This is a genomic window from Allocellulophaga tsushimaensis (assembly GCF_055383085.1).
Window position 1 is genome coordinate 138,777 of sequence record NZ_AP039451.1, and the last position, 26,986, is coordinate 165,762.

General features: G+C 31.3%; 25 protein-coding genes. 11 read left to right on the forward strand and 14 right to left on the reverse strand.

Going from position 1 to position 26,986, the window contains the following annotated elements:
• The 7 genes from ACZ451_RS00600 to ACZ451_RS00630 all read right to left on the reverse strand — a co-directional run bounded on the left by ACZ451_RS00600 (position 1) and on the right by ACZ451_RS00630 (position 6,624).
• The gene (locus tag ACZ451_RS00600; RefSeq protein WP_464215133.1) at positions 1–831 is read right to left on the reverse strand and encodes an SDR family oxidoreductase; all 831 of its coding nucleotides are present in this window, start codon (positions 829–831) and stop codon (positions 1–3) included.
• Positions 832–966: 135 nt separating this feature from the next.
• A complete protein-coding gene (locus ACZ451_RS00605) occupies positions 967–2,394 on the reverse strand; it encodes a hypothetical protein (protein ID WP_464215134.1) in 1,428 nt (475 codons plus the stop codon).
• Entirely contained in the window at positions 2,391–3,197 is an 807-nt protein-coding gene (locus ACZ451_RS00610; RefSeq protein ID WP_464215135.1) for a caspase family protein, read from the reverse strand. The genes ACZ451_RS00605 and ACZ451_RS00610 overlap by 4 nt, the downstream gene beginning before the upstream one ends.
• 1 nt (position 3,198) lies before the next feature.
• Complete coding sequence (locus ACZ451_RS00615; RefSeq protein WP_464215136.1) at positions 3,199–3,558, reverse strand: hypothetical protein; 360 nt, start codon at positions 3,556–3,558, stop codon at positions 3,199–3,201.
• Between the two features lie 99 nt (positions 3,559–3,657).
• Positions 3,658–4,272, reverse strand: coding sequence for a response regulator (locus ACZ451_RS00620; RefSeq protein ID WP_464215137.1), 615 nt, complete (start codon positions 4,270–4,272; stop codon positions 3,658–3,660).
• Positions 4,269–5,987 (reverse strand): ATP-binding protein, encoded by a 1,719-nt coding sequence (locus ACZ451_RS00625; protein WP_464215138.1) that lies wholly within the window; start codon positions 5,985–5,987, stop codon positions 4,269–4,271. Before ACZ451_RS00625 ends, ACZ451_RS00620 begins: the two co-directional genes overlap by 4 nt.
• Before the next feature lie 46 nt (positions 5,988–6,033).
• Positions 6,034–6,624 (reverse strand): hypothetical protein, encoded by a 591-nt coding sequence (locus tag ACZ451_RS00630; protein ID WP_464215139.1) that lies wholly within the window; start codon positions 6,622–6,624, stop codon positions 6,034–6,036.
• A 336-nt stretch (positions 6,625–6,960) separates the two neighbouring features.
• Here ACZ451_RS00630 and ACZ451_RS00635 point away from each other — a divergent pair, with 336 nt between their 5' ends.
• Complete coding sequence (locus tag ACZ451_RS00635) at positions 6,961–9,261, forward strand: FdhF/YdeP family oxidoreductase (RefSeq protein ID WP_464215140.1); 2,301 nt, start codon at positions 6,961–6,963, stop codon at positions 9,259–9,261.
• 74 nt (positions 9,262–9,335) lie between these two features.
• A complete protein-coding gene (locus ACZ451_RS00640) occupies positions 9,336–10,496 on the forward strand; it encodes an MFS transporter (RefSeq protein WP_464215141.1) in 1,161 nt (386 codons plus the stop codon).
• A gap of 63 nt (positions 10,497–10,559) precedes the next feature.
• Here the strand turns inward: ACZ451_RS00640 and ACZ451_RS00645 are convergent, their stop codons facing one another.
• From ACZ451_RS00645 to ACZ451_RS00655, 3 genes are all read right to left on the reverse strand, one after another.
• Positions 10,560–10,772, reverse strand: a complete 213-nt coding sequence (locus tag ACZ451_RS00645; RefSeq protein ID WP_464215142.1) for a YgaP family membrane protein — start codon at positions 10,770–10,772, stop codon at positions 10,560–10,562.
• Positions 10,773–10,923: 151 nt separating this feature from the next.
• On the reverse strand, positions 10,924–12,333 hold the full coding sequence (locus ACZ451_RS00650) for an MBL fold metallo-hydrolase (RefSeq protein ID WP_464215143.1): 1,410 nt from the start codon (positions 12,331–12,333) through the stop codon (positions 10,924–10,926).
• A gap of 58 nt (positions 12,334–12,391) precedes the next feature.
• Positions 12,392–14,119, reverse strand: coding sequence for a SulP family inorganic anion transporter (locus ACZ451_RS00655; RefSeq protein WP_464215144.1), 1,728 nt, complete (start codon positions 14,117–14,119; stop codon positions 12,392–12,394).
• Positions 14,120–14,713: 594 nt separating this feature from the next.
• On the opposite strand from ACZ451_RS00655, the gene ACZ451_RS00660 reads away from it, so the two are divergent.
• From ACZ451_RS00660 to ACZ451_RS00690, 7 genes are all read left to right on the forward strand, one after another.
• The gene (locus ACZ451_RS00660) at positions 14,714–16,339 is read left to right on the forward strand and encodes a vitamin K epoxide reductase family protein (protein ID WP_464215145.1); all 1,626 of its coding nucleotides are present in this window, start codon (positions 14,714–14,716) and stop codon (positions 16,337–16,339) included.
• 114 nt (positions 16,340–16,453) lie between these two features.
• On the forward strand, positions 16,454–16,645 hold the full coding sequence (locus ACZ451_RS00665; protein ID WP_464215146.1) for a hypothetical protein: 192 nt from the start codon (positions 16,454–16,456) through the stop codon (positions 16,643–16,645).
• A 268-nt stretch (positions 16,646–16,913) separates the two neighbouring features.
• Positions 16,914–17,144 (forward strand): hypothetical protein, encoded by a 231-nt coding sequence (locus tag ACZ451_RS00670; RefSeq protein WP_464215147.1) that lies wholly within the window; start codon positions 16,914–16,916, stop codon positions 17,142–17,144.
• Positions 17,145–17,234: 90 nt separating this feature from the next.
• Entirely contained in the window at positions 17,235–19,424 is a 2,190-nt protein-coding gene (locus ACZ451_RS00675) for a peptidase domain-containing ABC transporter (RefSeq protein ID WP_464215148.1), read from the forward strand.
• 86 nt (positions 19,425–19,510) lie between these two features.
• Entirely contained in the window at positions 19,511–19,684 is a 174-nt protein-coding gene (locus ACZ451_RS00680) for a hypothetical protein (RefSeq protein ID WP_464215149.1), read from the forward strand.
• 59 nt (positions 19,685–19,743) lie between these two features.
• Positions 19,744–21,036 (forward strand): HlyD family secretion protein, encoded by a 1,293-nt coding sequence (locus ACZ451_RS00685; RefSeq protein WP_464215150.1) that lies wholly within the window; start codon positions 19,744–19,746, stop codon positions 21,034–21,036.
• Positions 21,037–21,120: 84 nt separating this feature from the next.
• On the forward strand, positions 21,121–21,363 hold the full coding sequence (locus ACZ451_RS00690) for a hypothetical protein (protein WP_464215151.1): 243 nt from the start codon (positions 21,121–21,123) through the stop codon (positions 21,361–21,363).
• Positions 21,364–21,499: 136 nt separating this feature from the next.
• On the opposite strand, the gene ACZ451_RS00695 is transcribed toward ACZ451_RS00690, so the two are convergent.
• The 3 genes from ACZ451_RS00695 to ACZ451_RS00705 are packed head-to-tail and all read right to left on the reverse strand — an operon-like array spanning position 21,500 to position 24,230.
• Positions 21,500–22,132 carry a Crp/Fnr family transcriptional regulator gene (locus ACZ451_RS00695; RefSeq protein ID WP_464215152.1) on the reverse strand — a complete coding sequence of 211 codons (633 nt, stop codon included), beginning with the start codon at positions 22,130–22,132 and terminating at the stop codon, positions 21,500–21,502.
• A gap of 12 nt (positions 22,133–22,144) precedes the next feature.
• Entirely contained in the window at positions 22,145–22,930 is a 786-nt protein-coding gene (locus tag ACZ451_RS00700; RefSeq protein WP_464215153.1) for an aldose epimerase family protein, read from the reverse strand.
• 58 nt (positions 22,931–22,988) lie between these two features.
• On the reverse strand, positions 22,989–24,230 hold the full coding sequence (locus tag ACZ451_RS00705) for an ABC transporter permease (protein WP_464215154.1): 1,242 nt from the start codon (positions 24,228–24,230) through the stop codon (positions 22,989–22,991).
• 3 nt (positions 24,231–24,233) lie between these two features.
• On the opposite strand from ACZ451_RS00705, the gene ACZ451_RS00710 reads away from it, so the two are divergent.
• Both ACZ451_RS00710 and ACZ451_RS00715 read left to right on the forward strand, forming a co-directional pair.
• Complete coding sequence (locus tag ACZ451_RS00710) at positions 24,234–25,475, forward strand: exo-beta-N-acetylmuramidase NamZ family protein (RefSeq protein WP_464215155.1); 1,242 nt, start codon at positions 24,234–24,236, stop codon at positions 25,473–25,475.
• A 182-nt stretch (positions 25,476–25,657) separates the two neighbouring features.
• Positions 25,658–25,951: a putative quinol monooxygenase gene (locus ACZ451_RS00715; RefSeq protein ID WP_464215156.1), complete on the forward strand. Its 294-nt coding sequence runs from the start codon at positions 25,658–25,660 to the stop codon at positions 25,949–25,951.
• A 166-nt stretch (positions 25,952–26,117) separates the two neighbouring features.
• Here the strand turns inward: ACZ451_RS00715 and ACZ451_RS00720 are convergent, their stop codons facing one another.
• Positions 26,118–26,942, reverse strand: a complete 825-nt coding sequence (locus ACZ451_RS00720) for a sterol desaturase family protein (RefSeq protein WP_464215157.1) — start codon at positions 26,940–26,942, stop codon at positions 26,118–26,120.
• Positions 26,943–26,986 lie beyond the last annotated feature (44 nt).

The following is a 26,986-nucleotide window of genomic DNA, read 5'->3' on the forward strand; positions in this document are numbered from 1 at the left end:
TTAAACTCCACTATAAGCTGCAAAACCGCCATCTATTGGCACAACTATACCAGTTACAAATTTTGCACCCTCGCCACACAACCATACTGTAGTTCCAATTAAATCTTCTGGTTCACCATATCGCCCCATTGGGGTCTGATCTATAATTTGTTGCCCTCTTTCTGTTAAACTTCCATCACTCTCCGTTAATAAAGCTCTATTCTGATCGGTTAAGAAAAAACCTGGTGCTAAAGCATTTACTCGAATCCCTACTTTAGAGAAATGTACTGCTAACCACTGTGTAAAGTTAGACACAGCTGCTTTTGCTGCACTATAGGCAGGGATTTTTGTTAAAGGAGTATAGGCGTTCATAGAAGATATATTTAGAATACTACAACCTTCTTTTCCAATCATATCTTTTGCAAAAACCTGCGTTGGCAATAGGGTTCCTGTAAAATTAAGATCAAAAACAAATTTTATCCCATCAGGATCTAAATCAAAAAAAGTTTTAAAACTAGTATTAGTATTTAATAAATCTTCTTCTTTTAAATGTGACTTCGACGTTGTTCCCATTGGGTGATTACCTCCTGCTCCATTTATTAAAATATCACAAGTGCCCAATTGCGTATTTACCTCAACTTTAGCTTTTTCTAAAGATTCTTTTTCTAATACATTAGCTTCAATTGCAATGGCTGTTTTTCCCAAGCTATTGATCTCATCTGCTACTTGCTGCGCGGCTTCAAATCTTAGGTCTAAAACCGCAATTTTATGCCCTTCTTTGGCTAGTGCATTTGCTAAAGTACTGCACAATACGCCACCTGCCCCAGTTACAACTACTACTTTTTGATGCATTTTTAACTTAAATAATATGATCTAAATATGTAATTCTACACATAGGCATCTAAAGTAAGAAATTTAAACTTGTTTGATATGTAGTTTGGAATAGAAGCTTGTTTTTATGGTATGAGTCAATTTTATTACAATATTTTATTTAGAAAAATTATATGTTAAACCAATAAAAAATGAAGGTCTAAATACATTATCATAATTAATTTCTGTATCAGTAGTAGTAATAAACATATTAGCTGTATCCAGATTTGCTCTATTTAAAATATTGACTTTAGTATACGAGATTCCTGTAGTAAAAATCACTCTATTTTTTTCTGTAAACAAAAGAGAACCTCCCAAATAAAAACCAATCGCTGCGTCATCATTTAAACTTATTCCAGATGAAAACGCTGGTTGTATGTCACAATTTTTTGTTTTATAAACATGTACTAATGCTCCAAGTGTATGCGATAAATCGTCTGTATTTGATTTTATTACTCCTGTAGAATTACCTTCGGCATTTTTAAGTAATGAATAATTATCATCCCCTTTAAAACTTACTAAATAACCAGAGCTAAAATTTACTTTCCATTTTCCTTTAGTCTTAAAAGTATAAGTACCAAATGTTTTTATAGTATCGCCTTTTATATTTTTTAGAAAAGGGCTTAGTTTAACTTGATCATCTAATATTTGTTCTGAATTAGTATAGGCAATAAAATCCATATTTTTAATTAAATTATAAAAATCAATTCCTTTATGACTTTTCGCAATTAATTCTTCTTTATTTTTTGTAACATTTAGGGTATCTACACTCTTTTTTAGTGCATCATATTGTTTTTTAAAAGGGTTTTTAATAATAGTTTTTTGATTAGATTCGATAACTTTAAAAGTCTTTTTATTTTTAGATAAATACTTTGCTTTAATTTGTATTTCTTCATCTAATACAGACACATTTAATACATCATATAATACACCTAATTCATTAAAATCAGAATTCATGTTACTTATGTTAGACAGCACTTGTTCTTTAGCATCTGTAACTAAAAGATCATTATAAGTAATTTCATAATATGATCTTATATTTTCTAAGAAGGCCACTGTATCCTTAATTAAATTAGGTTCCTTAAAAAGTGCTTTTAGTCGTTCTTCTAATTTTTCTGCTTTTTGAATCATTTGCAAATGTTTAATAACACTATTATACTTATTCATAAATTTCAACGTATCAGAAATTTGCAAGCTATCTTTTTCATTTTGTTGATATCCTTGATAATTTTCAGGAGTTTCACCTTTTGCTTTATTTTCTTCATTTTGCTCTCCTTCTTTTGCTGGATCTGTATCTTCTTCTAACTTTTTATTAAACTCAGAAGGGATATCATATTCAAAGTTTAATTTTTCAACAGTTAGATCTGCATTTAGCTGAAGCGTATTTACATTATGAATTTTAAATTTTATGGTTTGCCCATATTGTAATTTTGGTGGTAGTTTACTACTATTTTCCTCAAAGGGTTTTATATCTATTATTGTTTCTTGAGTAAAGCCAAGAAAAAAGCTTAGCATTATTAAAACAAAAAGTATATTAGTTTTCATATTTCAAAAGGTATTTGGTTATTAAATTGACTATTAATTGCTCCAATATTTAATAGATTAGGAGTTTGTTCGGGAGGTAATAAATGCGTTATTCTTTTATGAAATTTGTTATAATTACCTTTAAATTTACCTCCATTCCAGACCTTTTTAACTCTAGCGGTAAACTGTCCGTTAAAAGCACCGTCATAGGAATACTGATTATCTTGGCAACCAGAAATAAGTTTAACACTTGCCTTAATTTCATTCAGCGTTTTATGATCTTCTAAAATTTTGTCATAAAAATCTTTGTTGTTTAAATAAGTAGAAGTTATGATAGTATCAGGAAGGTTTTTTGTTGCATAGCCTTCTTCATTAGTAAGAATCGTTGGGTTTATAGACCTAAGTATACTTCCACTATGGCAACTATCAGAAAAAACTAGAACTCTCACTTCTTTTTCAAATAAAGCCCACAGATTTTTTAAATGATCATCAATTAATTGTCCATCAAAAAGACACCATGTTTCATCCATACCATCTTCCTCATCAGCGTTTTTATCAGGTACTTGCCCTCCATGACCAGAATAAGTAATTAAAAGAAGATCTCCTTTTTTTAACTCTTTAGCTTTTATTGTAATAAAGTCAGTAACATTTTTAAGTGTTGCAGCTTCCCTTAACAGCTGTGATGTTTTAAAACCAACTGACTTAGCAATAACTTGCATATCATTAGCGTCAAATTCGCATGCATTTAGTTTTCCATCCCATCCATTATAATGGGTAGGATCTACATAATTTAGTCCTATGTGTAAAGAATATCCTTTTCCCATTTTAAAATAATTTTAGGTAATTTTTAATTCTAAATGATTTTTGAGGCATACCCTTTGCTAACAATTGCGTAGCATTCATAAGCTTTAAAACAACTTTAGCTAAGGTTTTTATGACGGATGGAAAAGAAAAACCTGTAGCAATAGTCAAAGACTCTTGATACGATGATTCTGAAAAAAAGTTAGCTCCTATAGCGCTAGTAGCTAAAGAAAATAATACAACACTGATGATAGTGATTACCCAATAATCTGGCGCTTTTATAATTTTTACATTTGCACCTAATTCTTGTTTTAGATCTACAAAATGCATAATTTCTTGAATGGAAGTGCCTAGAAAAGCATATCCTAATAAACTGGTTATCATATTTTTAGTTTTAATTTTCATCAAAACTACTTTACTACAAAGCACAAAAAAATCCCCTTTGATGGGGATTTTTAACTTTTAAAGAAGATCTAAAACAACTTAAAAATTATATTTCTTTTCTACAGCATAGCGTAATAGCTCACCTGCGCCACTTAAACCTAATTTCCGAATCATATTTTTGCGATGGGTGTCTACGGTACTTTTACCTATAAAAAGTTGGTCTGCAATTTCATGAGAAGTCTTTCCTCTGCTAATTAAACCTAGTATTTCTCTTTCTCTAGAAGAAAGTACACTTTTAGATTTGTTTTTTTCTGCAGAAGGCAAATGAATTTTTTTATCAAAATACGTTTTTCCTATAGCAACAGTTCTAATAGCTTCCAAGACAATTTGTAATGAAGAATTTTTAAGGATATAGCCCATCGCTCCAGCTTCTAACATTTGCCGAATTGCATCTTCTTGATCAAACATTGTAAATGCAATAATTTTTGTTTCAGGGTATTCTTTTTGAATGATTTTTGCAGCAGCAATACCATCTATTTTTGGCATACGAATATCGCAAAGTACAAGATTAGGAGCCCTTTTTTGAATCATCTCTAGTAGTGCTTCTCCATCGTTGGCATGTCCAACAATTTTAATATCCTCTTCGTACTCTAAATACGATTGGATACCATCTATTAAAGCTTGGTGATCTTCTGCTATTGCTACGGTAATCATACAGGAATATCGATTAGAATAGAAGTTCCTTTACCTACTATACTATCTACTGTAAAAGTGCCTTCTAAATGTTCAATTCGTTTTTCTATAGTGCCTAAACCCATCCCATTATTTGTTCTTTTTACAGCAGACATATTAAAACCCTTACCATTATCTTCTACTATGATATTAAGCCTGTCATCGTGTTGCGTAAACTGAATAGTAGCTGTATTCGCTTCTGAATGTTTGATAACATTTGCCATCAATTCTTGGATAATTCTAAAAATACTAAGCTCCAAGGAGTTTTCCATACGCTCCCCTAATCCAAAATCTTCTACTGTTACTTGTAAAACATTAGCTTCGTTTATAGTACTCGTCATTTTCCGAATAGCGGGTAATAAACCCTGATTTGCCATTACCCCAGAATTTTTAGAGTGCGCTATACCTCTAATCTTCTGATAGGCTTCTTCTAATAGTTTTTGCGCATTTTTCAATGCTACATCTTCTGGGTCACCCTTTATATTATCAAAGTGCAATTTTACTGTTGCCATTAAACTTCCCAAATCATCATGCAATTCATTAGCAACTTTAACACGCTCCTTTTCCTGACCTGTTATCATGGCATCAATGCCTATTAACTCTTGCTCTTTTAACAGGGTTGCCACTTTTTGCTGTTCTAGTAATTGCTGTTGTTCGGCAATTTTACGTTTTTTTGTAGTATTTTTTTGGAGAAGAAAAGCTGTACATATACCTATAAAAATTAATCCTATTGCGATCAAAAGGTAGTTCCTGTTTTTAATACGTTTGCCTTCTATTTCTAAATTATCTGCCCTTAACTTTTCGTTATTATATTTTTCTTGAATATCTGATATTGTAGTATTCTGATTACTGAGGTTAATTACATCCTTTATAGAATCATATTTGTATAAGTAACTATAAGCAGTTTTAAAATCTCCTAAGTAATAATGAGTAAGATCCATATTCCCAAAAAGAATCTTTTTTGTTTTAGCACTATATTTCTTAACCATTAAGGTTTCTGCTTGATTATAATATTCAAGGGCTTTTTTATATTCTTTTGACCTACGGTAACTATTACCAATGTTGTTCAAGAGATCATGATACAGATTCGAATTTTTTAGTTCATCATTATCTTTTTTTAAAAGTTTCAAGGCTTTGAAAAAATTTACTCGTGCTTTGTCATTATCCTGAATTCTGTTAGAATATACTACACCAATATTCATCAAATTAGTAATTGCCATTTCTGATTCATCTGCGTTTTCAAACAAAGAGTAAGCAGTTTTAAAATAGCTCAAAGGCACATTAGGATCCTTATCTAAAAATGCTCTTCTTCCCTTATAATTATATCCTTTAGCAAGTAAAAAAGTATCTTGAAGACTAGTAGCATATTCCCAAAACTCATCAAAATATTGATCGTTATAATCTAAATTATTTTGACTTTCTAAAAGACTACTAATCTCAAAATTTATTTGAGCTACTTCTCTTAATCTATCTTTAATAAGATATTCATCTTTTGCTTGTTTATAATAATAAAAAGCAGAGTCTTCTTTATTTAACTCTTCAAATGCGGTACCAAGTTGAGCAAAATAATCCGCAGAATTAGTCTTGAGTTTTATACTTCCAAACTGTTGATACTTTGAAATAACTTCATCATAACGACCTTCTTTATTAAGAGATTGCAACTCTATCAAAAGTTTATCCTCCTTTTGTGAAAACATAGTATAAACACATAGTGACAGGATTAAAAAGACTATTATTCTCTTATTAACCACCAATAAGACCTATAACATCCCCATCTTGTTCCCTAGGTTCACTATGTATTCCATTTTTGTTTACACAATAACCTGTAAGATCACACAACGTATATTTGTATTGAGAATTAAATTTTACACAATTTTTAAAAGATTTTAGTAAGCAAAAATTAATTTTATCATCATGAATAATATAAATGACCAACTTTTTATGATTTCTAAGTTTTTTTTTATCTAATGGCTTACCCTTAATCCTATTAAAAGGGATTTTACATTGTAACAAACCAATGATATCATCTTCTGTTTCTCTACCCTTGTTACCATCTAAAACAACTAAAATTGCGTTCTTTTTCTTACTTGAAATATTATATACATTTTTTACTTTTAAAGTATTAATAGGAATTGGAATCAACAAATTGATTTTTTTATCTTTTGCAGTAAAAAAGTTATTTATTGAGTCTTTTTTATTTGGTTTAAACTTCTTAAATCCTTTTTCAGGTGATTCTCCATAAGTAGTATCAACTACTTTTTGTGCTATTTGAGCATTTAAATATTTTGGAGCAATTAAAAATATAATTGCTAAAACTTTTATTAGTGATTTCATATTTTATTTATTAAAGTTCTATTCAAAAGTTATCGATAATATTATATTATTGTTTATACAGCAAACTTCTAATAATTAATCAAGCAAATGAATACCTATTAATAGGTATTTTGTGCTTTTAAATGGAAAAATACTTAAATAACATTATAAAAAAAGAAAATATTCTTACTTTTTTATATTAATTTTCTTAAAATACTATTATTTAAAACATTCTATTCCTTTAAATTCAAAAAAACATTTATCTTTTAGCACATTTGTGCTACACTATTGTTTCTAAAGAAACTAGAACTTACATTCATTTTCTTTAATTTGCATCATCAACCATATACATGTTAAATGAGCCAACCTAAAAAAAGAAAAGTCTCTATTACTGGTGCTATAGATTTTACAGGAATACAAGTAACCGAGCCTGCTAAATATGCTGCTGGTGTAAAAGCTGTTAAAGTAGCTTTACAACATACTTTTAAAGAGATGGGAATTGCCAAATCTTTGCGAACGTTATCACAGCTCAACCAAAAAGAAGGTTTTGATTGCCCTGGTTGTGCATGGCCAGACCCTGAAAAACCATCAAAACTTGGCGAATACTGCGAAAATGGTGCAAAAGCAATTGCTGAAGAAGCTACTAATAAAAGAGTAGATGAGCGTTTTTTTGCAACCCATTCTGTTGAGGAACTATCCACATGGACAGATTATGAAATTGGAAAAAGTGGAAGGTTAACCTCTCCTATGGTCTTACGCCCAGATCGTATTTTTTACGAACCTATTTCTTGGGAAGCCGCTTATGAATTAATTTCAGAAGAACTCCATCAACTAAATTCGCCCAATGAAGCTGTTTTTTACACCTCTGGACGATCTAGTAATGAAGCAGCCTTCTTGTATGGCTTATTTATCAGAGCTTTTGGAACCAATAATATGCCTGACTGTTCTAATATGTGCCATGAATCTAGCGGAGTTGCATTGAATGAAACTTTAGGAATAGGAAAAGGTTCTGTAAAACTAGAAGATTTTGATAAGGCAGATGTAGTGATGGTCATTGGACAGAACCCTGGCACCAATCACCCCAGAATGTTATCTGCATTGCAAAAATGTAAGGAAAACGGCGGAAAAGTAATTAGTATAAACCCTTTGGAAGAAGCGGGACTGATTCGTTTTAAAAATCCGCAGGAGGTAAAAGGAGTTATCGCTAATGGAGAAGCTATAACTGATATTCATCTTCAAGTAAAAATAAATCAAGATGTTGCTTTGCTAAAAGTGATCATCAAAAAACTTGCTGCTTTAGATAAAGAACATGGAAATATATTTGATCATGATTTTATAAATACGTACACAGATGGGTATGCAAGTCTCTTAAAAGATCTTGAAAATTATTCCTCCAAAGAATTAATACAGAGTTGTGGAGTATCCGAAAAGCAAATTGATGAAACGGTTGCTTTATTAGCTAAAAAAAATAAAATTATTATTTGCTGGGCGATGGGGCTTACACAACATAAGAATAGTGTTTCTAATATTAAAGAATGTGTAAACCTCTTACTCCTAAAAGGTAGTTTAGGAAAACCTGGCGCAGGTACTTGCCCAGTTAGAGGGCATAGTAACGTACAAGGCGATAGAACTGTAGGGATTGTACATCATGTTTCTAAAGAGCTTAATAATGCCCTAGAAAAAACATTTAATTTTAAACCCCCAACGGAAGAAGGTTTAGATACGGTACATGCTATTGAAGCAATGCATAATGGCAAAGCAAAAGTTTTTATGGCATTGGGTGGCAATTTTGTTTCTGCTACTTCTGATACGGCATATACCGCTGAAGCTTTACAAAACTGCTCTTTAACGGTACAAGTGAGCACTAAACTAAACAGATCTCACTTAATTACTGGAAAAACAGCATTAATTTTGCCCACTCTAGGAAGATCAGAAATGGATCATAAAGACGGTAAAACTCGTTTTTTTACGGTAGAGAATAGTATGGGAAAAGTGCATCAATCTAAGGGTTTATTAAGCCCTGCATCTGACCATATAAAAAGTGAACCAGATATTATAGGAGGTATTGCTGATGCTTATTTTAAAGGAGAGCATCCTGTAGCCTGGAAAAAATTAAGTGAAGATTATGAATTGATTCGTGAAAAAATAACACAAGTTTTTAATGGTTTTAAAGACTTAAATACCAAATCTAAAGGTTCTGGATTTTACCTTCCTAATAACGTGAGAGATTTAGATTTTAGCAAATTACCTAATGGAAAAGCGCAGTTTAGCCGGTGCGAACTTCCCAGTCATGATATAAAAGCGAATGAGTTTTTATTAATGACTATGCGATCTCATGATCAGTTTAACACTACAATTTATGGATTAAATGATAGATATAGAGGGGTTTATAATGAACGTAGAGTTATTTTTATGAACGAAAATGATATAAAGCAACAAGGTTTACAAAAAATGGATATTGTTGATTTAATTAGTAATTATGATAATACGGAACGGATTGCTGAAAAGTTTTTAGTGATTCCATATAATATTCCACAAGGAAATGTAGCTGCGTATTTTCCAGAAACAAATGTACTGGTACCATATAACCATTTTGCAGATAAAAGTAATACCCCAATAAGTAAATCTATCATAATCAAAATTAAAAAAGTGAGTTAATTTCACATCCCTAATACCTACAGGGTTTAATACCTGCTAGGTTTTAAAAACCTGAGGGGTATTATAAAAGAATAATGAAAGCATTAAAACTTATATTTTGTAATCTAAAGTATTTTGCCCCTGCATGGGTTTTTGCTTCATTAAATATCGCTGTTGGCACTTGGGTATTATACATACCCGATATTAAAGAAAAAATAAAATTAGATAATAGTCAATTAGGCCTTGCACTATTTTTTTTAGCGCTCGGAACATTACTGATGATTCCTTTAGCTTCAAAAATTATTTCTAAATTGGGTTTAGGAAAAACAACTATATATAGCATCGTTACTTTTGCCATCCTTTTTTGTTTTCCACTTCTAGTAGAAACATATACTGGACTCTGTATTGCTTTATTTTTTACAGGTATAGGAATTAGCTTAACAGATATAGCCATGAATGCTTTAGTTTCAGAAATTGAAGAAAAAGACAACATCCATTTTATGTCTGCCTCTCATGGTTTTTTTAGTTTAGGAGGTGTTCTAGGTGCGGGAATTGGCACACTACTTTTAGCTTTTTTTAGCATTCCTATTTATCATATGCTAACAGTAGCGATACTCATTATTCTTAGTAACCTTATACTTGCTAAATACTACTTTAAAATACCTGGTGAAAAAATACCTCGCACTAAACTTTCTTTAAATCTTAACTTTTTAAAACCCCTCTTAGTATTAACACTCATTGCTTTCATAGTAATGGGAAGTGAAGGAGCTATTGAGCATTGGAGCAAGTTGTATTTACAAGATGTTGTTGGGATACATTCTAACAAAATATCTGGATTAGGATTTATTCTCTTTTCTATTATGATGACCCTTGGACGCTTTTTTGGAGATTCAGTAAGTACCAATTATGGTTCACGTACGGTTATTCTTGGTAGTTGTATGATTAGTATTTTTGGTTATAGCTGTATTTTAACTGCATCATCAATTCCTAGCATTATTGGTTTTGGACTGGTAGGCTTAGGGTTTTCTGTTATTATACCAGAAGTTTTTAGATTAGCAGGCAAGGCTAAAGGTGTTTCTGCTGCAGAAGGCATCTCTTTTGTTGCTGGTTTTGGATATCTTGGTTTTTTAATCAGTCCGGCTCTTTTAGGGTATTTGTCTGATTTAGGAACGCTAAAATTAAGTTTTACAGGTCTTATGATTGCAGCGATTATTGCAGTACTTATAGCAACATCACTCAAGAAAAAAGGAGTTTAAAAAGGAAAAACCTCTAAAATAAGAATCTATTTTAAAGGTTTTTGTAATTACTAAACTCTTGACTTATGAATCTGTTTTAACTTTACAGGTATTCAATCCGAAAAGACTATAAATTGGGCAAAAATTGACAAGACTTGTTATTACAAAAATGCCAGCTAAAGCCATTAAAACATATGATAATGTACCTTCAACAACTTTAAAATAAACTAAAACCGCCACTATTGCCGCAACAATATAACGTATAATTTTGTCTGTAGTTCCCATGTTTTTTTTCATAACTATTGTATTTTATATTCAATTAATACTACTATTAAAGTAACTATTGATACGCATACCATGCATACAAGCAATAACTTCATCCATTTAATACGTGTCATTTGATAAAAATACTACTATTCGTCATTGTGTAAAGTAACTATTGTTACACTCACAATGTACTTGGACATACAAACGTGGTAACTTTAGCAGCTGTTTTTTTTATCGCTCCAAAACCACCAACGATATCTTTAAAATTATGTATTCCCCTACTTTTTAATATCGATGCTGCTATTATAGAACGATAACCTCCAGCACAATGCACATAAAAAGTAGTTGAATCTGGAAAAGTATTTAAATACTCATTTATAGCACTTAATGGCGTATTATTAGCATTTGTTAAATGTGTTGATTGATATTCTGTTTCTTTGCGCACATCAAAAACAGGAATATCTTTTGTTTCTAATTCTTTATTTAACTCTTCAGCTGAAATAGAAGTGATGGTGTCCGTTTCTTTTTGTGCTGTTTTCCAAGCTTCAAAGCCTCCTTTTAAATACCCTATAGTGCCATCAAAACCAACTCTAGACAAACGTGTAATAGCTTCTTCTTCCATCCCTTTTGGAGCAACCAATAACAATTCTTGTTTTGTATCGGCTATTAATGCGCCTACCCATGGTGCAAAATCACCATTGAGTCCAATAAATATAGAACGAGGAACATGCCCTGCAATAAAATCATTCTGATGCCTTACATCTAAAACAATAGCACTTGTACTGTTGGCAGCCTTTTCAAACTCATCTGGAGATAATGTTGTATTGCCTCTTTCTAAAACAGTTGTAATATCTTCATAACCTTCTTTATTCATTTTTACATTTAAAGGAAAATATTTGGGAGGAGGTAACAAACCATCAGTAACTTCTTTAACAAATTCTTCTTTTGTCATATTTGCCCTTAGGGCATAATTCATTTTTTTCTGATTCCCCAGTGTATCCACGGTTTCTTTCATCATATTTTTACCACATGCAGAACCAGCTCCATGAGCAGGATACACAATTAGCTCATCTGCTAAAGGCATAATTTTATTTCGCAAACTATCAAAAAGTAAACTTGCTAGATCTTCTTGCGTCATATCTGCTGCTTTTTGGGCTAAATCTGGCCTTCCTACATCTCCTAAAAACAAAGTGTCTCCAGAAAAAATAGCATGGTCTTTTCCTTTTTCATCTCTTAAAAGATACGTAGTACTTTCCATGGTATGGCCAGGAGTATGTAAGGCTACTATAGTAACATCTCCCAAACCAAACTCTTGTTGATCTTTTGCTATAATAGCATCAAAAGTTGGGTTTGCATTAGGCCCATAAATAATTGGAGCTCCTGTCTCTTTAGATAAAGTTACATGACCACTTACAAAGTCTGCATGAAAATGTGTCTCAAAAATATATTTAATTTTTGCATTGGCTGCCATTGCTCTTTTAAGATATGGATGTACTTCTCTTAATGGATCTATAATGGCTACTTCTCCTTTGCTTTCTATATAATAAGCACCTTGTGCCAAACACCCTGTATATATTTGCTCTATTTTCATATTTCTTTATTTTTTGTACTAAAATTATATCTTCAAGAATTCTACATTAATCATATTGTTATGGTTTATTTTCATTCTGACAAGCTATTTTTTCCTGTAAAATAGACATCGCAATAGGATCATCATAATAAGAAACGGCTTCTTTTGTACGTACAAATAAGTACTCTTTATGTAATTCATCTATAATACCACTTCTAAAAATAATATCTCGAGTAGGGCCTATTGCCCCAGCAACAAAAAATTGTATGTTTTTTTGGTGGATTTCACAAATCACTTTTTTAAGCATTTGTGCAGCTGTTGCGTCTATATAATTGATGGCCTCAGCATTTAAAATAACTGCTTTTAATTGCTTTCCTTTTGTATCTACTTCCTTAAATAATTGTTTTTTAAAATATCCAGCATTCCCAAAATACAATTGTGCATCAAAACGAATAATTAATAAATCTTCTCTTGTTTCTATCTCATCACCAAACCGATTTACATTTTTGTAATAATCAGAATTTTTTATTTTCCCTAAAACAGCAAAATGTGGCTTAGATGTTCTGTAAACCATTAATAAAAGTGATGCTAAAACGCCAACTAAAATACCTTGAGGAATCCCTACAAATAGAGTAATAAAAAAAGTGATTAATAATATAGCAAACTCGTCCTTACGATTTTTAAATAGCCTTTTTGCATAATTGATGTCTATTAATCCCAAAACTGAAACCATTATAATACTAGCCAATGCTGCATTAGGTAAATAGTAAAAAACTGGCGTTAAGAATAATAAGGTTACGATAACCATAATAACGCTAAATAATGCAGCTAAATTTGTTTTTGCCCCAGCAACTCCATTGATTGCCGAACGCGAAAAACTTGCTGTAGATGAATAGGATTGAAAAAAAGAACCTAGCATATTAGAAATTCCTAATGCCACTAATTCTTGATTCGCTACTATGGTTTCCTCTTCAGCTTTTTCTTCTAAAGCTTTACCTATAGAAATGGTTTCTAAATACCCTACTAAGGCTAATGTGAGTGCAATAGGCCAAATTTCTATAGCACTATCCAATTGAATCTCTGGAATTTTAAAAGCTGGTAAACCTGTTGGGATTTCTCCAACAATCTTAACACCTAAAGCTTCTAACTTTAAACTGTAAACAGATAAAATTCCCAGGATTACAACAAATAAGATAGAAGGGAAATTTTTCTTCCATTTTTTAAATAAAATAATGATTAGAATCCCTATTAGGCCAATGCATAAATCATACAAGTTTGTTTCAAGTATTTTACCAAATGCGTTCAGTACCATTTCATGAAACATATTACTCTTAGGAATAGATACACCTAGTAAATGTTTTAATTGACTAAATATAATAATTAAAGCTGCGGCTGAAGTAAAACCACTAATAACTGGTTTGGATAAAAAGTTAACCAGAAAACCCATTTTCAATACCCCCAAAAAAAATTGAATGACTCCTACAAAAAATGCTAAAAAAATAGCAAGCGCAATATAATTTTCAATCCCAGAAATACTCAATGCTCCTAAACCGGCAGCTACCAAAAGAGAATCCATAGCAACTGGCCCTACTGCAATTTGTCTTGAAGTTCCAAAAACCATATATAGAAAAACAGGAACTAAAGCTGCGTATAGACCATATACAGGTGGTAAACCAGCAATCATGGCATAGGCCATGCCCTGTGGAATAAGAATTATCCCTACCGTTAATCCCGCAACTAAATCTTTAGAAAAGTCGGTTTTTTTATACTTAGAAAGCCATGTAAATAATGGAATAATTCTTTGCATTTAGCTAATGTACATCTAAAAAATAGAATATAGGTAACTCTAGTTACACGATAGAATTAAGCTGTTTTTATAAAAAAAAGAATTTTAAAAGTTAAAATAAATCATATTAAACCAAGAGCTCAATTAAAAAGCAGGATGAATTATTACTTATACTTTTGGCTATATCATGTAGACATCTAAAAATTGAGTTTTACTACTAAAAAACTATTATTATTTATCATGTATTCAGGAAATTCTAACAAGTGTATTTTTCAATTTTTTATGATATAAATCTTGTATAACAAACATCATTTTATATAAAAAAATGTTAAAACTTCTTAAGTAATGTTAAACTTTATTTATCAAATATTATTCAAACACCCCGTTTTCACTGAAAAATAAAATTAAAAGCTAATAATTAAGAAGTTTTAACATTTTTAATGCACGAGTATTTTCTATATATTTATTTAAGAAATATCTTATACCAGATAATACTACTAAAATAATATATTACTTATAATTAATGTAATATATAACTTATAAAATATATAAATTCTTATATGTTTTATTCCAACCTTTTTTTGAGTGATTTTACAACAAATTAATAAAGTAACTATGGAAAGTTCATTAGCAGACCAATTACAATTATTACTTTCTTTACACAAAATTTCGTTTGATAAAGAAGAAATTGAGTTCCAAATACAAAGTCATCCTTCATATCCAAGTTTGCATGCGATAACAGGAGTTTTAGAGCATTTTAATATCGAAAATTTAGCCTTGGACGTTCCTATAAATAAAGAAACATTTGTTCAGTTACCAGATGTATTTTTAGCCCAAATTAATACTGATAATGGGAATGATTTTGTTATCGTAAAAAAAGAGAAAAATGTATGTAGACTACTTACTAATAAGAAAAAACAAAAAAAAGTAAAGGTTGATACTTTTTTAGATATGTTTACTGGTATTATGGTAGCTATTGAAAAACCTGATGTAGCTTATAGAAACGATACAAAAAATAGCAATGAAACTTTAAATTCTATTTTTACTATAATTACTACTATGGCATTATTGCTTGGCGTTGGTTTATATACTTCAAATTGGGCTATTTTTTTATATTTTTTATTTGGGCTTACTGGAGTATACGTAAGTATTACAATTTTAAAACAAGAACAAGGAGAACAGTCATTTTTAGGAGATGCATTTTGTTCTGAAACTACAAAGAATAACAATTGCGGTACCGTTCTGAACTCAAAAGGTGCGCAAATAGGTAATTATAAACTAAGTGATTTAAGTATTATTTACTTTTCTGGTATTACATTAGCTACATTTTTACTTAGCATATCTCAAGGTAATTTTAACTTGCTTTATACCATCAGTCTACTCTCATTACCTATTACTTTATATTCCATATATTATCAATTTGCCATTATTAAAACCTGGTGCTTATTATGTTTAAGTATAGTAGCTGTATTGTGGATACAAGCTATTACTAGTATTATTTCTACTAATTATACCATTTCTTTAAACACTACAAACTTATACAGTCTCTTATTAATAGTACTATCATTTATGTTAGTTTTTATAATTTGGAATAAAGTAGCCCCAAACATAAGGCAATTAAGAACCTTAAAAGAAACTAAGATTAGCTATTTTAAATTTAAAAGAAATTTTAGTTTATTCAAAACACTATTAAATAAATCAGAATATACAAATACTACCATCCAAAATACTTCAGAAATCATCTTTGGTAATAAAACTGCTCCTTTAGAAATCACTTTAATTACAAGTCCTTTTTGCGGACACTGTAAACCAGTGCATACTTTAATAGAAAAGGTGTTAAAAAAATATCCTGATATGGTTAAAATTATCATTCGTTTTAGTGTAAATGAAGCCAACAAACCATTGGTTAAAATTACAAGTCGACTATTAGAACTTTATCATAAAGAAGGAGCAAGCAAATGTTTAGAAGCCATGCATAACATTTACAGTAATATGAGTGTAGATGATTGGATAAGTAAATGGAAAGAGACTCATAATAGGGATCCTTATTTACACATTTTGAAATTAGAAAATGAATGGTGCCTAACTAATAGCATCAATTTTACTCCAGAAATTTTAATCAACGGACATTCGTTTCCTAAAGAATATGAACGTTCTGAACTTCTCTATTTTATTGAAGATTTATATGAGGAATCAATTCATCCAATTGTAAATCCTTCTATACTAGAAAAAACCATATAAAGTAAAGCCATAATTAGGGCTTTGTTAAACAATATTCTCTCGCGAAGAATAGACACAAACCTTGAGTGTCTTTAAATGATCAAGGATTTAATATATTTTTTTAAATCATTTAGTATGAAAAATTTGAAAAACTTAGGAAAAGCCCTAAACAAAGATGAACAAAAGGAAATTTCAGGAGGTATGCGAATAAGAACAACAAATTGTCATGGCCTTGGAGATGCTATTTGTTGCGGAACAGGTCCTGGACAGTGTGCTTGTGGAGGATATGGAAATCCAAATAGTACAGGAGGCTGTCACTGTATTTAATGAACTTAACTAAGAGTTTTTAATTTATTGAATCCTTCAACGCTACACAGCGTTGAGGATTCTTTTATGCCATTTTTTACCTTTTAAGTAATAAACAAAAGCGAAGAATTACGAGCATTTTGTATTTAGAACATTGTAATACAATTAACGCTAAAAAATTATCAAAAAAAATTAAGAAACTTAAAAATATTCTCTCGCGAAGAATAGGCACAAACTGTGAGTGTCTTTAACTGTTCACAGCTAATAAAATTCATTAAACATTTTTAGTATGAAAAATTTAGGAAAGATTTTAAGTAAAAAAGAACAAGTACAGATTAATGGAGGTTTCTGCGTAATTCATTGTTTTGCTGAATGCTATGATAATAATCCTTTTGGTAGTTCAGGATTGATAAATTGTGAAAATAACTGTAAAAGGCTCGAAGCTGCAAACAACAATTCAGGTGGTGGTAATAGCGGCGGCGGAAATGGTGGTGGCAATGGCGGAAATACTTTTTTCTAGAAGAATGCACAAATAATCAAGATATAGGGCTTCTTAATGAAGCTCTATATTGTCTTTAATATATGTTTAAATTAAATATAAACTCAATTTTTGAAAAAGTTCCCCTTTTACAAACAGGCAGAAGCTAAAGATTGTGGTCCTACTTGTATTAAGATCATTGCCAAACATTACGGTAAAATTATTAATGCTCAACAGTTACGTACACTCTCTGAAACCACTCGTGAAGGTTCTAGCCTTTTAGGACTTAGTGATGCTGTAGAAACCATAGGCTTTCGCTCCATTGGCGTTAAAATATCCTTTGCCAAGTTTAAAGAAGTACCCTTTCCTTGCATTGTACATTGGAATAAGAACCACTATATTGTGGTCTACAAAATAAAAAAAGATAAAGTCTATGTCTCCGACCCTGCTCATGGGCTTCTTACTTATTCTAAAGCCGAGTTTATTAAATTTTGGATTGGTAACAATGCTGATGAATTTACCGAAGAAGGTATTGCTCTGCTTTTAGAACCTACTCCCCTGTTTTACAATGAAGAGTTTGACAATGACAAACAAAACTTTGGCTTTGGCTTTATCTTAAAATATCTTTATAAGTATAAGCGCTTTGTGCTGCAACTCGCCATTGGTTTATTAGCTGGGAGTTTATTACAGCTTATCCTTCCCTTTTTAACGCAAAGCGTGGTTGATGTGGGGATTAACAATCAGGATCTTAATTTTATCTATCTTATTCTTGCAGCACAACTCTTTCTCTATATCGGGAGAACTGCTTTAGAAATTATTAGGTCTTGGATTCTATTGCATCTTAGTACCCGTATCAATATATCCCTTATCTCGGATTTCTTTATCAAACTTATGAAACTCCCTATTTCTTTCTTTGATGTTCGGATGACGGGAGATTTATTGCAACGTATTAATGATCACAGGCGTATTGAGCAGCTATTAACTACTTCCTCACTTAGTATGCTGTTCTCTTTTTTTAATTTAATTGTGTTCAGCTTTGTATTAGGCTATTATAATTTACAAATTTTTAGCGTTTTTTTCTTGGGCAGTGCTTTGTATATCGGTTGGGTGTTGTTTTTCTTTAAACGGCGTAAAGAACTCGATTACAAACGTTTTCATGAGGTGAGTAACGAGCAGTCTAAAGTTATTGAACTTATTAATGGTATGCAGGAAATTAAACTTCATAATGCAGAAAAACGTATGCGGTGGAATTGGGAGTTTGTACAAGCGCGGCTCTTTAAAATCTCTACTAAAAATTTGATCTTAGAACAAACACAATCGGTGGGTTCTAATTTTATCAATGAACTTAAAAATATGTTTATCACTATTTTATCGGCTAAGCTTGTTGTTGATGGGGATATTACTATTGGGGCTATGCTGGCCATTACTAGTATTGTTGGCCAACTCAATTCCCCTATTAGTCAGCTCATTAGTTTTATGAGAGATGTTCAGGATGCTAAAATATCTTTAGATCGTTTAGGGGAAATTCATAACAAAGAGGATGAAGAATCCCCTACGGATGAAAAAATAAAAACCCTTCCTGATGATGCTACCATTCAACTTAATAAAATTTCTTTTCGTTATCTGGGAGGTTTAGAACCTGTCCTTAAAGACTTAACCTTAACAATTCCTCCAAACAAAACTACGGCTATTGTTGGGGTTAGTGGTAGTGGTAAAACTACTCTTATGAAACTCTTATTACGGTTTTACCAAGTGGAACAAGGAGATATTACTATTAATAATTTTAATCTTAATAATATCTCTCAAAAGGTATGGAGAGCGCATTGTGGGGTGGTGATGCAGGAAGGCTATATCTTTAATAATACCATAGCCCATAATATTGCTATTGGGCAAGATTATATTGATAAAGAAAAATTAGACCATGCTATTGATGTGGCTAATATTGCTGATTATATTGATAACCTGCCACTTGGCATAAATACTAAAATAGGTAGTGAAGGTTCTGGGCTTAGTACCGGGCAAAAACAACGCTTACTCATTGCCAGGGCGGTTTACAAAAATCCTAAATTTTTATTCTTTGATGAGGCTACTTCTGCATTAGATGCTAATAATGAATCGGTAATTATGAAAAATTTAAAGCACTTTTTTAAAGATAAAACAGCAGTGGTCATTGCACACCGTTTGAGTACTGTAAAAAACGCGCATCAAATTGTGGTCTTAGATCAAGGGAAAATTGTAGAAATTGGAAATCATGAATCTTTAATTAAACTAAAAGGAAATTATTACAACCTGGTGAAGAATCAATTAGAACTGGGGGCTTAACAATACAATCTCGCGAAGTTGTAGACACAAACCTTGAGTGTCTTTAAATGATCAAGGATTTAAATATAATTTTAAATCATTTAATCATGAAAAATTTGAAAAACTTAGGGAAAATCCTAAACATATCTGAACAGAAAGAGATTAATGGAGGTAATCCTTTTAGGCCTTCTTCTGGAGGATGTAGTAATGGATTTTATGTGTGTAATGGCATAGAAATTTGGGTAGGACCATGTCAATGGCCACATATAGCACCATGTTAACCTATTAAGAACCTTAATAGTGCCCGAGTAACTCGGGCACTATACTATAAATTTAGAGTATGCCAGAAAATACAAATCACATCGAACTTCGATCGGAAGAAGTACAAGAAATTTTAGAAGCAACTCCTAGTTGGATGATCCGTTGGGGAAATATCCTTATACTAGCCCTAATCTTAATGTTACTTTTTATTTCTTGGTTTGTAAAATATCCTGACATTATTAATGCAACTGCTATTATTACTACTAAAATACCACCACAAAAGGAGTATGCGAAAAGAAATGGTAAAATAGCAGCACTTCTCGTTGAGGATAATCAAATGGTTAACGCTAACACACCTTTGGCTATTCTAGAGAATACCGCTAATTATAAAGATGTGTTTCTCTTAAAAACTATTGTTGATACTATTGCGATAAATAATGAGGCATTCTCTTTTCCTTTTGAGGAACTCCCTATTTTATTCTTAGGGGATATTGAAACTGAATTTGCACTCTTTGAAAACAATTATATCCAATATCAATTAAATAAACAATACCAACCCTTCTCTAACCAAGCAAATGCCAATAGAATTACCAAACAAGAAATACAATCGCGACTGAGAACCTTACAAGCGCAGAAAAAACTTAATCAGGCTGAATTAAAAGCCCAAAAAAGCGAATTAAAACGCAGTAAATTATTACTTGAAAAAGGCGTTATTGCGAAACAAGAATTTGAACAAGCGGAAATCGCTTACTCGCAAGCAGAACGAAACTTTACTAATATGGATATCTCCATCTCTAACCTTAAAGAGGCCTTTACCAATGCGAACAATACCTCTAAAACAACTTTGATAAATAAAACCAGAGAGGATATTAGTTTACTTAAAAATGTAATTCAATCCTTTAGTCAATTAAAAAGAGCTATCAAAAATTGGGAATTACAATATCTATTACAGTCTAATATTAACGGGAGAGTAGCTTACCTCAACACTTGGACAAAAAATCAAAATGTAAATCAAAACGATTTAATGTTTACTATAGTCCCCAAAGAAAATTCTGCTTTTGTAGCCTATTTAAAATCTCCTGCACAAAACTCTGGAAAACTAAAAAAAGAACAGCTTGTAAATATTAAACTGCAAAATTATCCTGATACTGAATATGGTATCCTAAAAGGGCAGATAGAAAATATAGCTTTATTCCCTGATAAAGAAGGGCAATACCTCTTAACGGTTTCGTTACCAAAAAAACTCATCACTTCTTATCAAAAAGAAATTGCTTTTAAATATGAAATGAATGGAAGTGCAGAAATTATTACCGAAGATCTCCGCTTGATAGAACGTTTCTTCTATCAACTTAAAAATATAACACAAAATTAAAATATTCTTTCGCGAAGAATAGACACAAACCTTGAGTGTCTTTAAATGATCAAGGATTTAAATATAATTTTAAATCATGTAATTATGAAAAATTTGAAAAACTTAGGGAAAACCCTAAACAAAAATGAACAAAAATTAATTAATGGAGGATTTGGATGTGATATAGCTCCTCCTGGATGCCCATGCCATGTACCACCAAATCACCCTTGTCTAGGAGGCGGAGGCGGTGGTGGAGGAACCACTGGTGCTTGTTTCACAACATTTGGAGTTATCCAAGTTGCATGTAATTCAACTTGCCCTGATGGCACTGCTCCTTTTTGTGCATAATAATAAAATGGAAAAGGGCTTTGTGTAAATCCCTTTTCCTTTTATTATAATATTAAAACACTCCAAATGTTAAACACATACTGTGAATACATTTAAAAAATGATACATCAATTTAATTATCAACCAAAAAAACAGTTTATAACACTAAAACCTTCACCTGATTTCGGTTCATCTTAATTTTCCCTTCATTCGCTAACTTTTTAAGTAAACGAGAGACAACTACTCTAGAAGTATGCAAATCTGTAGCAATTTCTTGGTGAGTAGCATAAATTTCATCTGTATGCGTCACTTTTGCTTTATCTTGGAGGTGCTTTAAAAGCCGTTCATCCATTCTCATAAAAGCTAATGTATCAACTGTTTCTAAAAGTTCCGTCATTCTTGTATGATAACTATCTAAAATAAATGCCCTCCAACTTTTATACTGCGCCATCCAAATTTCCATTTGTTGTACTGGAATCATTAAAATTTCAGAATCTGATTCAGCTACAGCGCGTATTTTACTTTTAGTAGCACCTAAACAACAGGAGAACGTCATAGCACAAGTATCTCCTTTTTCTAAAAAATAAAGAATTAGTTCATCTCCTTTTTTATCTTCTCGTAAAATCTTTATCGCTCCATCTAATAACAAAGGCACCATGGTAATTCTATCTTCTAAGTCTATAAGAATATCGCCTTGTTTTACTTTTTTAGAAACCGATATTGCATTAATTTCATGCAATAGTTCTTTCTCAAAAAGATACCCATAATTTTGTTCTAGTGCCGAGTTCATTTTTAAACGTTATTAGGTTATAAAATGTATTTTAAAAACTTCATCAGAATTACCCATAATCTGGAAGCCATGATCAATATTTTCTTCTGAAACTTCATAAGGGTAAAAAGAAATAGGCTCAACACAAACCATATTAGGTACTTCTGTCCAAGCCATAAAATGTCCAAAACCTTCTGTTTTCAGTTGAATTGATTTAGTATCTTTTAAAATTATTTCAGAACAGTCTTTAATTTGATACGCTCTACTGCCTACTGCTAAAATTTCAGCTAAGTTAATTTCTTTATCTTTTGCTAGTAATAAAGGGGTTTTTGCATATAACTTAAAGGCAGGATGGTAGCCTAGCATAAAAGGCATTCCTTTTTCTCCACTGATCACAAAAGAAATTTCTAGTCCATTTTTATGAAGATTTATTTTTTTTTGAAACTTAAAATCATAGGGCCAACTTAAATATTCTTCTGAAGATTTAGTAGGGTATTTAGAATTCTTTACTCTTGTATTCGCCTTGTACGTTTTTTGAAAAATGGCATTTGTTTCTGTATTGGAAACCAGCTCATAATTCATCTCCCTTAACAAGCCGTGTTGGTCTTGAATTGCGGAACCTTTAGGAGTTTTTACTTTAAAATTAGCTGCTGCAGTAGGCCCAATTATTGGAAACATTTCTGTATCAGAACTTCGCCAACCTGGACTTCCTTTTTGATGTATATACTCATAACCAGCTACTTGGTAGCTAATTAATTCACCTCTTTCTAATACTACTGTTTTATTTTCGAATTCTAATGTTAAAATACTATTCTCCATAGGTTAAAAATACAAGCTTCATAAATAGATATACAAAAAGATAAATCTCGCTTCCATTTTAATCAAATTTTATAGCTTTTACAGGCGTAATTCTAGTAATGATATACGATGGTATTAATAACATAAGTACACAAAGTACCATAACACCTATGTTTAAAAATAAAATTGTAAATACATCTATACTTACTGGAATATACTCTACATAATATTCTTTAGGATTAGGAAACTTAAATATCTTGTAGGCATCTTGCGCCCATATAAGCCCTAAACCAATACCATTTCCTAATAATAAACCTATCCCGATTAGATATATAGCATTATATAAAAACAGCTTGCGTATGCTATAGTTTGTAGTTCCTAATGCCTTTAAAACACCAATCATTTGAGTGCGTTCTAAAATTAAAACCAATAAAGCCGTAATCATATTAATACCACCAACAATGATCATTATTCCAATAATTAATATGATATTAAAATCAAAAAGATCTATCCATTGAAAAATATACCTGTATTTATCCTTTATGGTTCTTGAATTTAAGGTAGACAAGGTACTGCCATAAATTTCTTTGCCTTTTTCATCTAAATCATCAAAATCTTCTAAAAAAACTTCAAAATTACCAATCTGATTGGGTTTCCATTTATTCATCCGTTGAATATGCCTTAGATCCATAAAAACATATACGGCATCATATTCTTCAAAACCACTATCATAAATACCAACAATTTTAGATTTTTGCTGATTTGGTATTTTAGAAGGGTTATTTTCTTTCAAAAAAACTGAAAAAAAAGTGTCTCCTAAACTTAATTTTAACTTATTTGCTAAAAGACTAGATATTAATACTTCATCATTACGTTTTCCACTATAATCAGGCAAACGCCCTTCTTCTAAATATTCCTCAAAAAATGTCCAATTATAATCTTTACCAACTCCTTTGGCTATGATACCTTCTACAGTTTCATTTGTTCTAATAATACCACCTTTAGTGGCTACCGCCTGTACATGCTGAATGCCTGCTATATTTTTAAACTCTGGGTAAAAATCTTGTTTTATATCAACGGGAACAACAGATACTTCCGAGGTATTATTATCATAATTTGTAATTTGTATATGGCCATTAAAAGCAGCAACCTTTTCTCTAATTTTTTTCTTTAAACCAAAACCTGTTGCAATAGCAATTAGCATCATTATAATACTAATGGCTATTGCAACAATTGCAATTTTTATTATTGGTGCCGATACACTATTTTTATCTGCTTTAGCCAGCGTTAGGCGTTTTGCAATAAAATATTCTAAATTCAATTTATGCTATTTATATCCTATTTCAAAAATACATTTTTATTATTGGTTTTATTACTTTCTGCGTGTGGAAACCAAAAGAAGGCAGAAATAGAGGTAAATGCTACAGCTCAAAATAGCAAACAAGAAATAGAAAAAAAATTACTTCGTGTTGCTTCCGCAAAAACGGAGAGTTATTTGCCGCTTCTAAAAGATAAAAAGGTTGCCTTAGTGGCAAATCAAACTACTGTAATATTTAATCAAAAAGGACATACGCATCTGGTAGATTCTCTTGTAGCATTACAAGTAAATATTAAAAAAGTTTTTGCACCAGAACATGGTTTTAGAGGAAAAGCTGATGCTGGCGAAGCTGTAAAAGATGATATAGATACTAAAACAGGTTTACCTATTTTTTCTTTACATGGTAAAAATAGAAAACCTACCGATGCGCAATTAAAAGATATTGATGTAGTTCTTTTTGACATTCAAGATGTAGGCGTTCGTTTTTACACTTATATTGCTACATTGCAGCTGGTCATGGAGGCCTGTTCCGCAAATGATATTCCTCTTATTGTTTTGGATAGACCAAACCCTAATATCCATTATGTAGACGGCCCTACTATGGAAAAAGTGCATACAAGTTTTTTAGGGATGACAGAAATACCCCTTGTTTATGGAATGACTATTGGAGAATATGCAAAAATGATCAATAATGAAGAATGGCTAGGTGGTTCTAAAAAAGCCAATTTAACTGTAATTCCACTGGACAATTATACACGTGAAACGCCTTATAGTTTACCGATAAGACCTTCCCCAAACTTACCTAATGATTTAGCTATTCAATTATACCCTAGTTTAGGGCTTTTTGAAGGGACTACTATCAATGCGGGCAGAGGTACTGAATTTCAATTTCAACGTTATGGTGCACCAGAATTAGACAGTACTCAATATAATTTCAGCTATACTCCAAAACCAAATTTTGGCTCTAAATACCCAAAACATAATGGTAAAATCTGTTACGGCAGAGATTTAACGAAACTGAATCTAGAAAAAATGAGCGCACTTGATATTAAGTTTGTGATAGATGCCTATGAAAATAGCTCCAATAAAAAAGTGTTTTTTAATACTAATGGCTTTACAAAACACGCTGGAACAAAAACATTACAGCAGCAAATAATTACAGGAGTACCAGCCGAAGAAATTCACAGCTCGTGGCAACCAGCAATTGAAAAATTTAAGCTAATACGTGCTAAATATCTTATGTATTAATTATTGGCTATTGGCTATTGGCTATTGGCTATTGGCTATTGGCTATTGGCTATTGGCTATTGGCTATTGGCTAAAGATACTTTTGCTAAACTATTAAACACCTAAACTCTTAAACTTTTGTTATAAACTTATAAACTAGCGCGTAGCGCCTAAACTCTTAAACTTTTTAAACTCACATAAATATGTTCACACGAATTGTAAAAATGGAATTTAAAGAAAATAAGATTCCTATTTTCTTAGCTAATTTTGATAAGGTAAAACATCAAATAAGAAACTTTCCGGGTTGTTCTCATTTAGATTTATGTAAAGACATAAATGATTCAACCATATTCTTCACGTATAGCAAATGGGAAAATGAAGAAGATTTGGAAAATTACCGAAATAGCGAATTATTTAAAGGGGTTTGGGCTAAAACAAAACCTATGTTTAAATCAAAAGCAGAAGCTTGGAGTATTGATGTAATTGTTAGTTGTTAAAACTAATTTTTCTACTTAATACTTTGAACAACTTACTCAATACGTATTACAAACTATTAAACCTCTAAACTCTTAAACTTTTTTATAAACTTATAAATTAGTGCGAAGCGCATAAACTTATAAACTCTTTTAAGAACCTATAACATATTATATCTGTATAATTAGATTATTGTTTAGTTGGTTTGCGATATTTATGAAAGGGTTGTTTTAAAAGCACTTCTATTTTAGCATTCGCTTTTTCATCAAAAAAAGTATCTACTCCATAAGTGATAGCATCTCTATCTAAAGTCATAAATGTTCCAAAAATGCGATCCCAAACAGAAAAAATATTACCATAATTAGAATCTGTATAAGGCAATACATAATGATGATGCACTTTATGCATATCTGGTGTAACAATAAGCCAACTAAGTGCTACATCTAGCTTTCTAGGAAGTTTTATATTGGCATGGTTAAATTGTGAACATACTACAGAGATAGATTGGTAAAGCATAATAATAGCTATTGGTGCGCCAACAATAAAAACACCTAAAAGTGTAAACGCAAATCTTATAACACTTTCAATAGGATGATGCCTGTTTGCTGTGGTTGTATCCACATTGTGATCTGTATGATGTACTAGATGTACCATCCAAAAAGGTTTAATTTTATGTTCTGCATAATGCGCCAAATAAGCGCCAATAAAATCTAATAGAAAAATACCTAAAAGCACATAAGCCCATAAGGGTAGTACTATCCAATTAATAATTCCAAAGTTATTTGCTGTAACCCAATCACTTGTTTTTAATAATACAAAGGCTAAAAGAAAATTTATAATGATTGTAGTAACCGTAAAAAATAAATTTGGCCATGCATGACGCCATTTTTTGTACTTAAATGTGAATAAAGGCGCTGCACCTTCTAACAACCAAAAAAAGGTGATCCCTCCAACTAAAATAATAGATCTATGTAAAGGGGGTATGGTTTCAAAATAGGTGATAATTGTTTCCATAGGATATCAATATAAGAAAAACTTTTTGGTTTGTAATACCACTG

Bases quoted from the DNA above. Each gene is read 5' to 3' on its own strand.
- ACZ451_RS00600 (WP_464215133.1), bottom strand. From the start codon at position 831: ATGCATCAAAAAGTAGTAGTTGTAACTGGGGCAGGTGGCGTATTGTGC.
- ACZ451_RS00605 (WP_464215134.1), bottom strand. From the start codon at position 2,394: ATGAAAACTAATATACTTTTTGTTTTAATAATGCTAAGCTTTTTTCTT.
- ACZ451_RS00610 (WP_464215135.1), bottom strand. From the start codon at position 3,197: ATGGGAAAAGGATATTCTTTACACATAGGACTAAATTATGTAGATCCT.
- ACZ451_RS00615 (WP_464215136.1), bottom strand. From the start codon at position 3,558: ATGATAACCAGTTTATTAGGATATGCTTTTCTAGGCACTTCCATTCAA.
- ACZ451_RS00620 (WP_464215137.1), bottom strand. From the start codon at position 4,272: ATGATTACCGTAGCAATAGCAGAAGATCACCAAGCTTTAATAGATGGT.
- ACZ451_RS00625 (WP_464215138.1), bottom strand. From the start codon at position 5,987: ATGTTTTCACAAAAGGAGGATAAACTTTTGATAGAGTTGCAATCTCTT.
- ACZ451_RS00630 (WP_464215139.1), bottom strand. From the start codon at position 6,624: ATGAAATCACTAATAAAAGTTTTAGCAATTATATTTTTAATTGCTCCA.
- ACZ451_RS00635 (WP_464215140.1), top strand. From the start codon at position 6,961: ATGAGCCAACCTAAAAAAAGAAAAGTCTCTATTACTGGTGCTATAGAT.
- ACZ451_RS00640 (WP_464215141.1), top strand. From the start codon at position 9,336: ATGAAAGCATTAAAACTTATATTTTGTAATCTAAAGTATTTTGCCCCT.
- ACZ451_RS00645 (WP_464215142.1), bottom strand. From the start codon at position 10,772: ATGAAAAAAAACATGGGAACTACAGACAAAATTATACGTTATATTGTT.
- ACZ451_RS00650 (WP_464215143.1), bottom strand. From the start codon at position 12,333: ATGAAAATAGAGCAAATATATACAGGGTGTTTGGCACAAGGTGCTTAT.
- ACZ451_RS00655 (WP_464215144.1), bottom strand. From the start codon at position 14,119: ATGCAAAGAATTATTCCATTATTTACATGGCTTTCTAAGTATAAAAAA.
- ACZ451_RS00660 (WP_464215145.1), top strand. From the start codon at position 14,714: ATGGAAAGTTCATTAGCAGACCAATTACAATTATTACTTTCTTTACAC.
- ACZ451_RS00665 (WP_464215146.1), top strand. From the start codon at position 16,454: ATGAAAAATTTGAAAAACTTAGGAAAAGCCCTAAACAAAGATGAACAA.
- ACZ451_RS00670 (WP_464215147.1), top strand. From the start codon at position 16,914: ATGAAAAATTTAGGAAAGATTTTAAGTAAAAAAGAACAAGTACAGATT.
- ACZ451_RS00680 (WP_464215149.1), top strand. From the start codon at position 19,511: ATGAAAAATTTGAAAAACTTAGGGAAAATCCTAAACATATCTGAACAG.
- ACZ451_RS00685 (WP_464215150.1), top strand. From the start codon at position 19,744: ATGCCAGAAAATACAAATCACATCGAACTTCGATCGGAAGAAGTACAA.
- ACZ451_RS00690 (WP_464215151.1), top strand. From the start codon at position 21,121: ATGAAAAATTTGAAAAACTTAGGGAAAACCCTAAACAAAAATGAACAA.
- ACZ451_RS00695 (WP_464215152.1), bottom strand. From the start codon at position 22,132: ATGAACTCGGCACTAGAACAAAATTATGGGTATCTTTTTGAGAAAGAA.
- ACZ451_RS00700 (WP_464215153.1), bottom strand. From the start codon at position 22,930: ATGGAGAATAGTATTTTAACATTAGAATTCGAAAATAAAACAGTAGTA.
- ACZ451_RS00710 (WP_464215155.1), top strand. From the start codon at position 24,234: ATGCTATTTATATCCTATTTCAAAAATACATTTTTATTATTGGTTTTA.
- ACZ451_RS00715 (WP_464215156.1), top strand. From the start codon at position 25,658: ATGTTCACACGAATTGTAAAAATGGAATTTAAAGAAAATAAGATTCCT.
- ACZ451_RS00720 (WP_464215157.1), bottom strand. From the start codon at position 26,942: ATGGAAACAATTATCACCTATTTTGAAACCATACCCCCTTTACATAGA.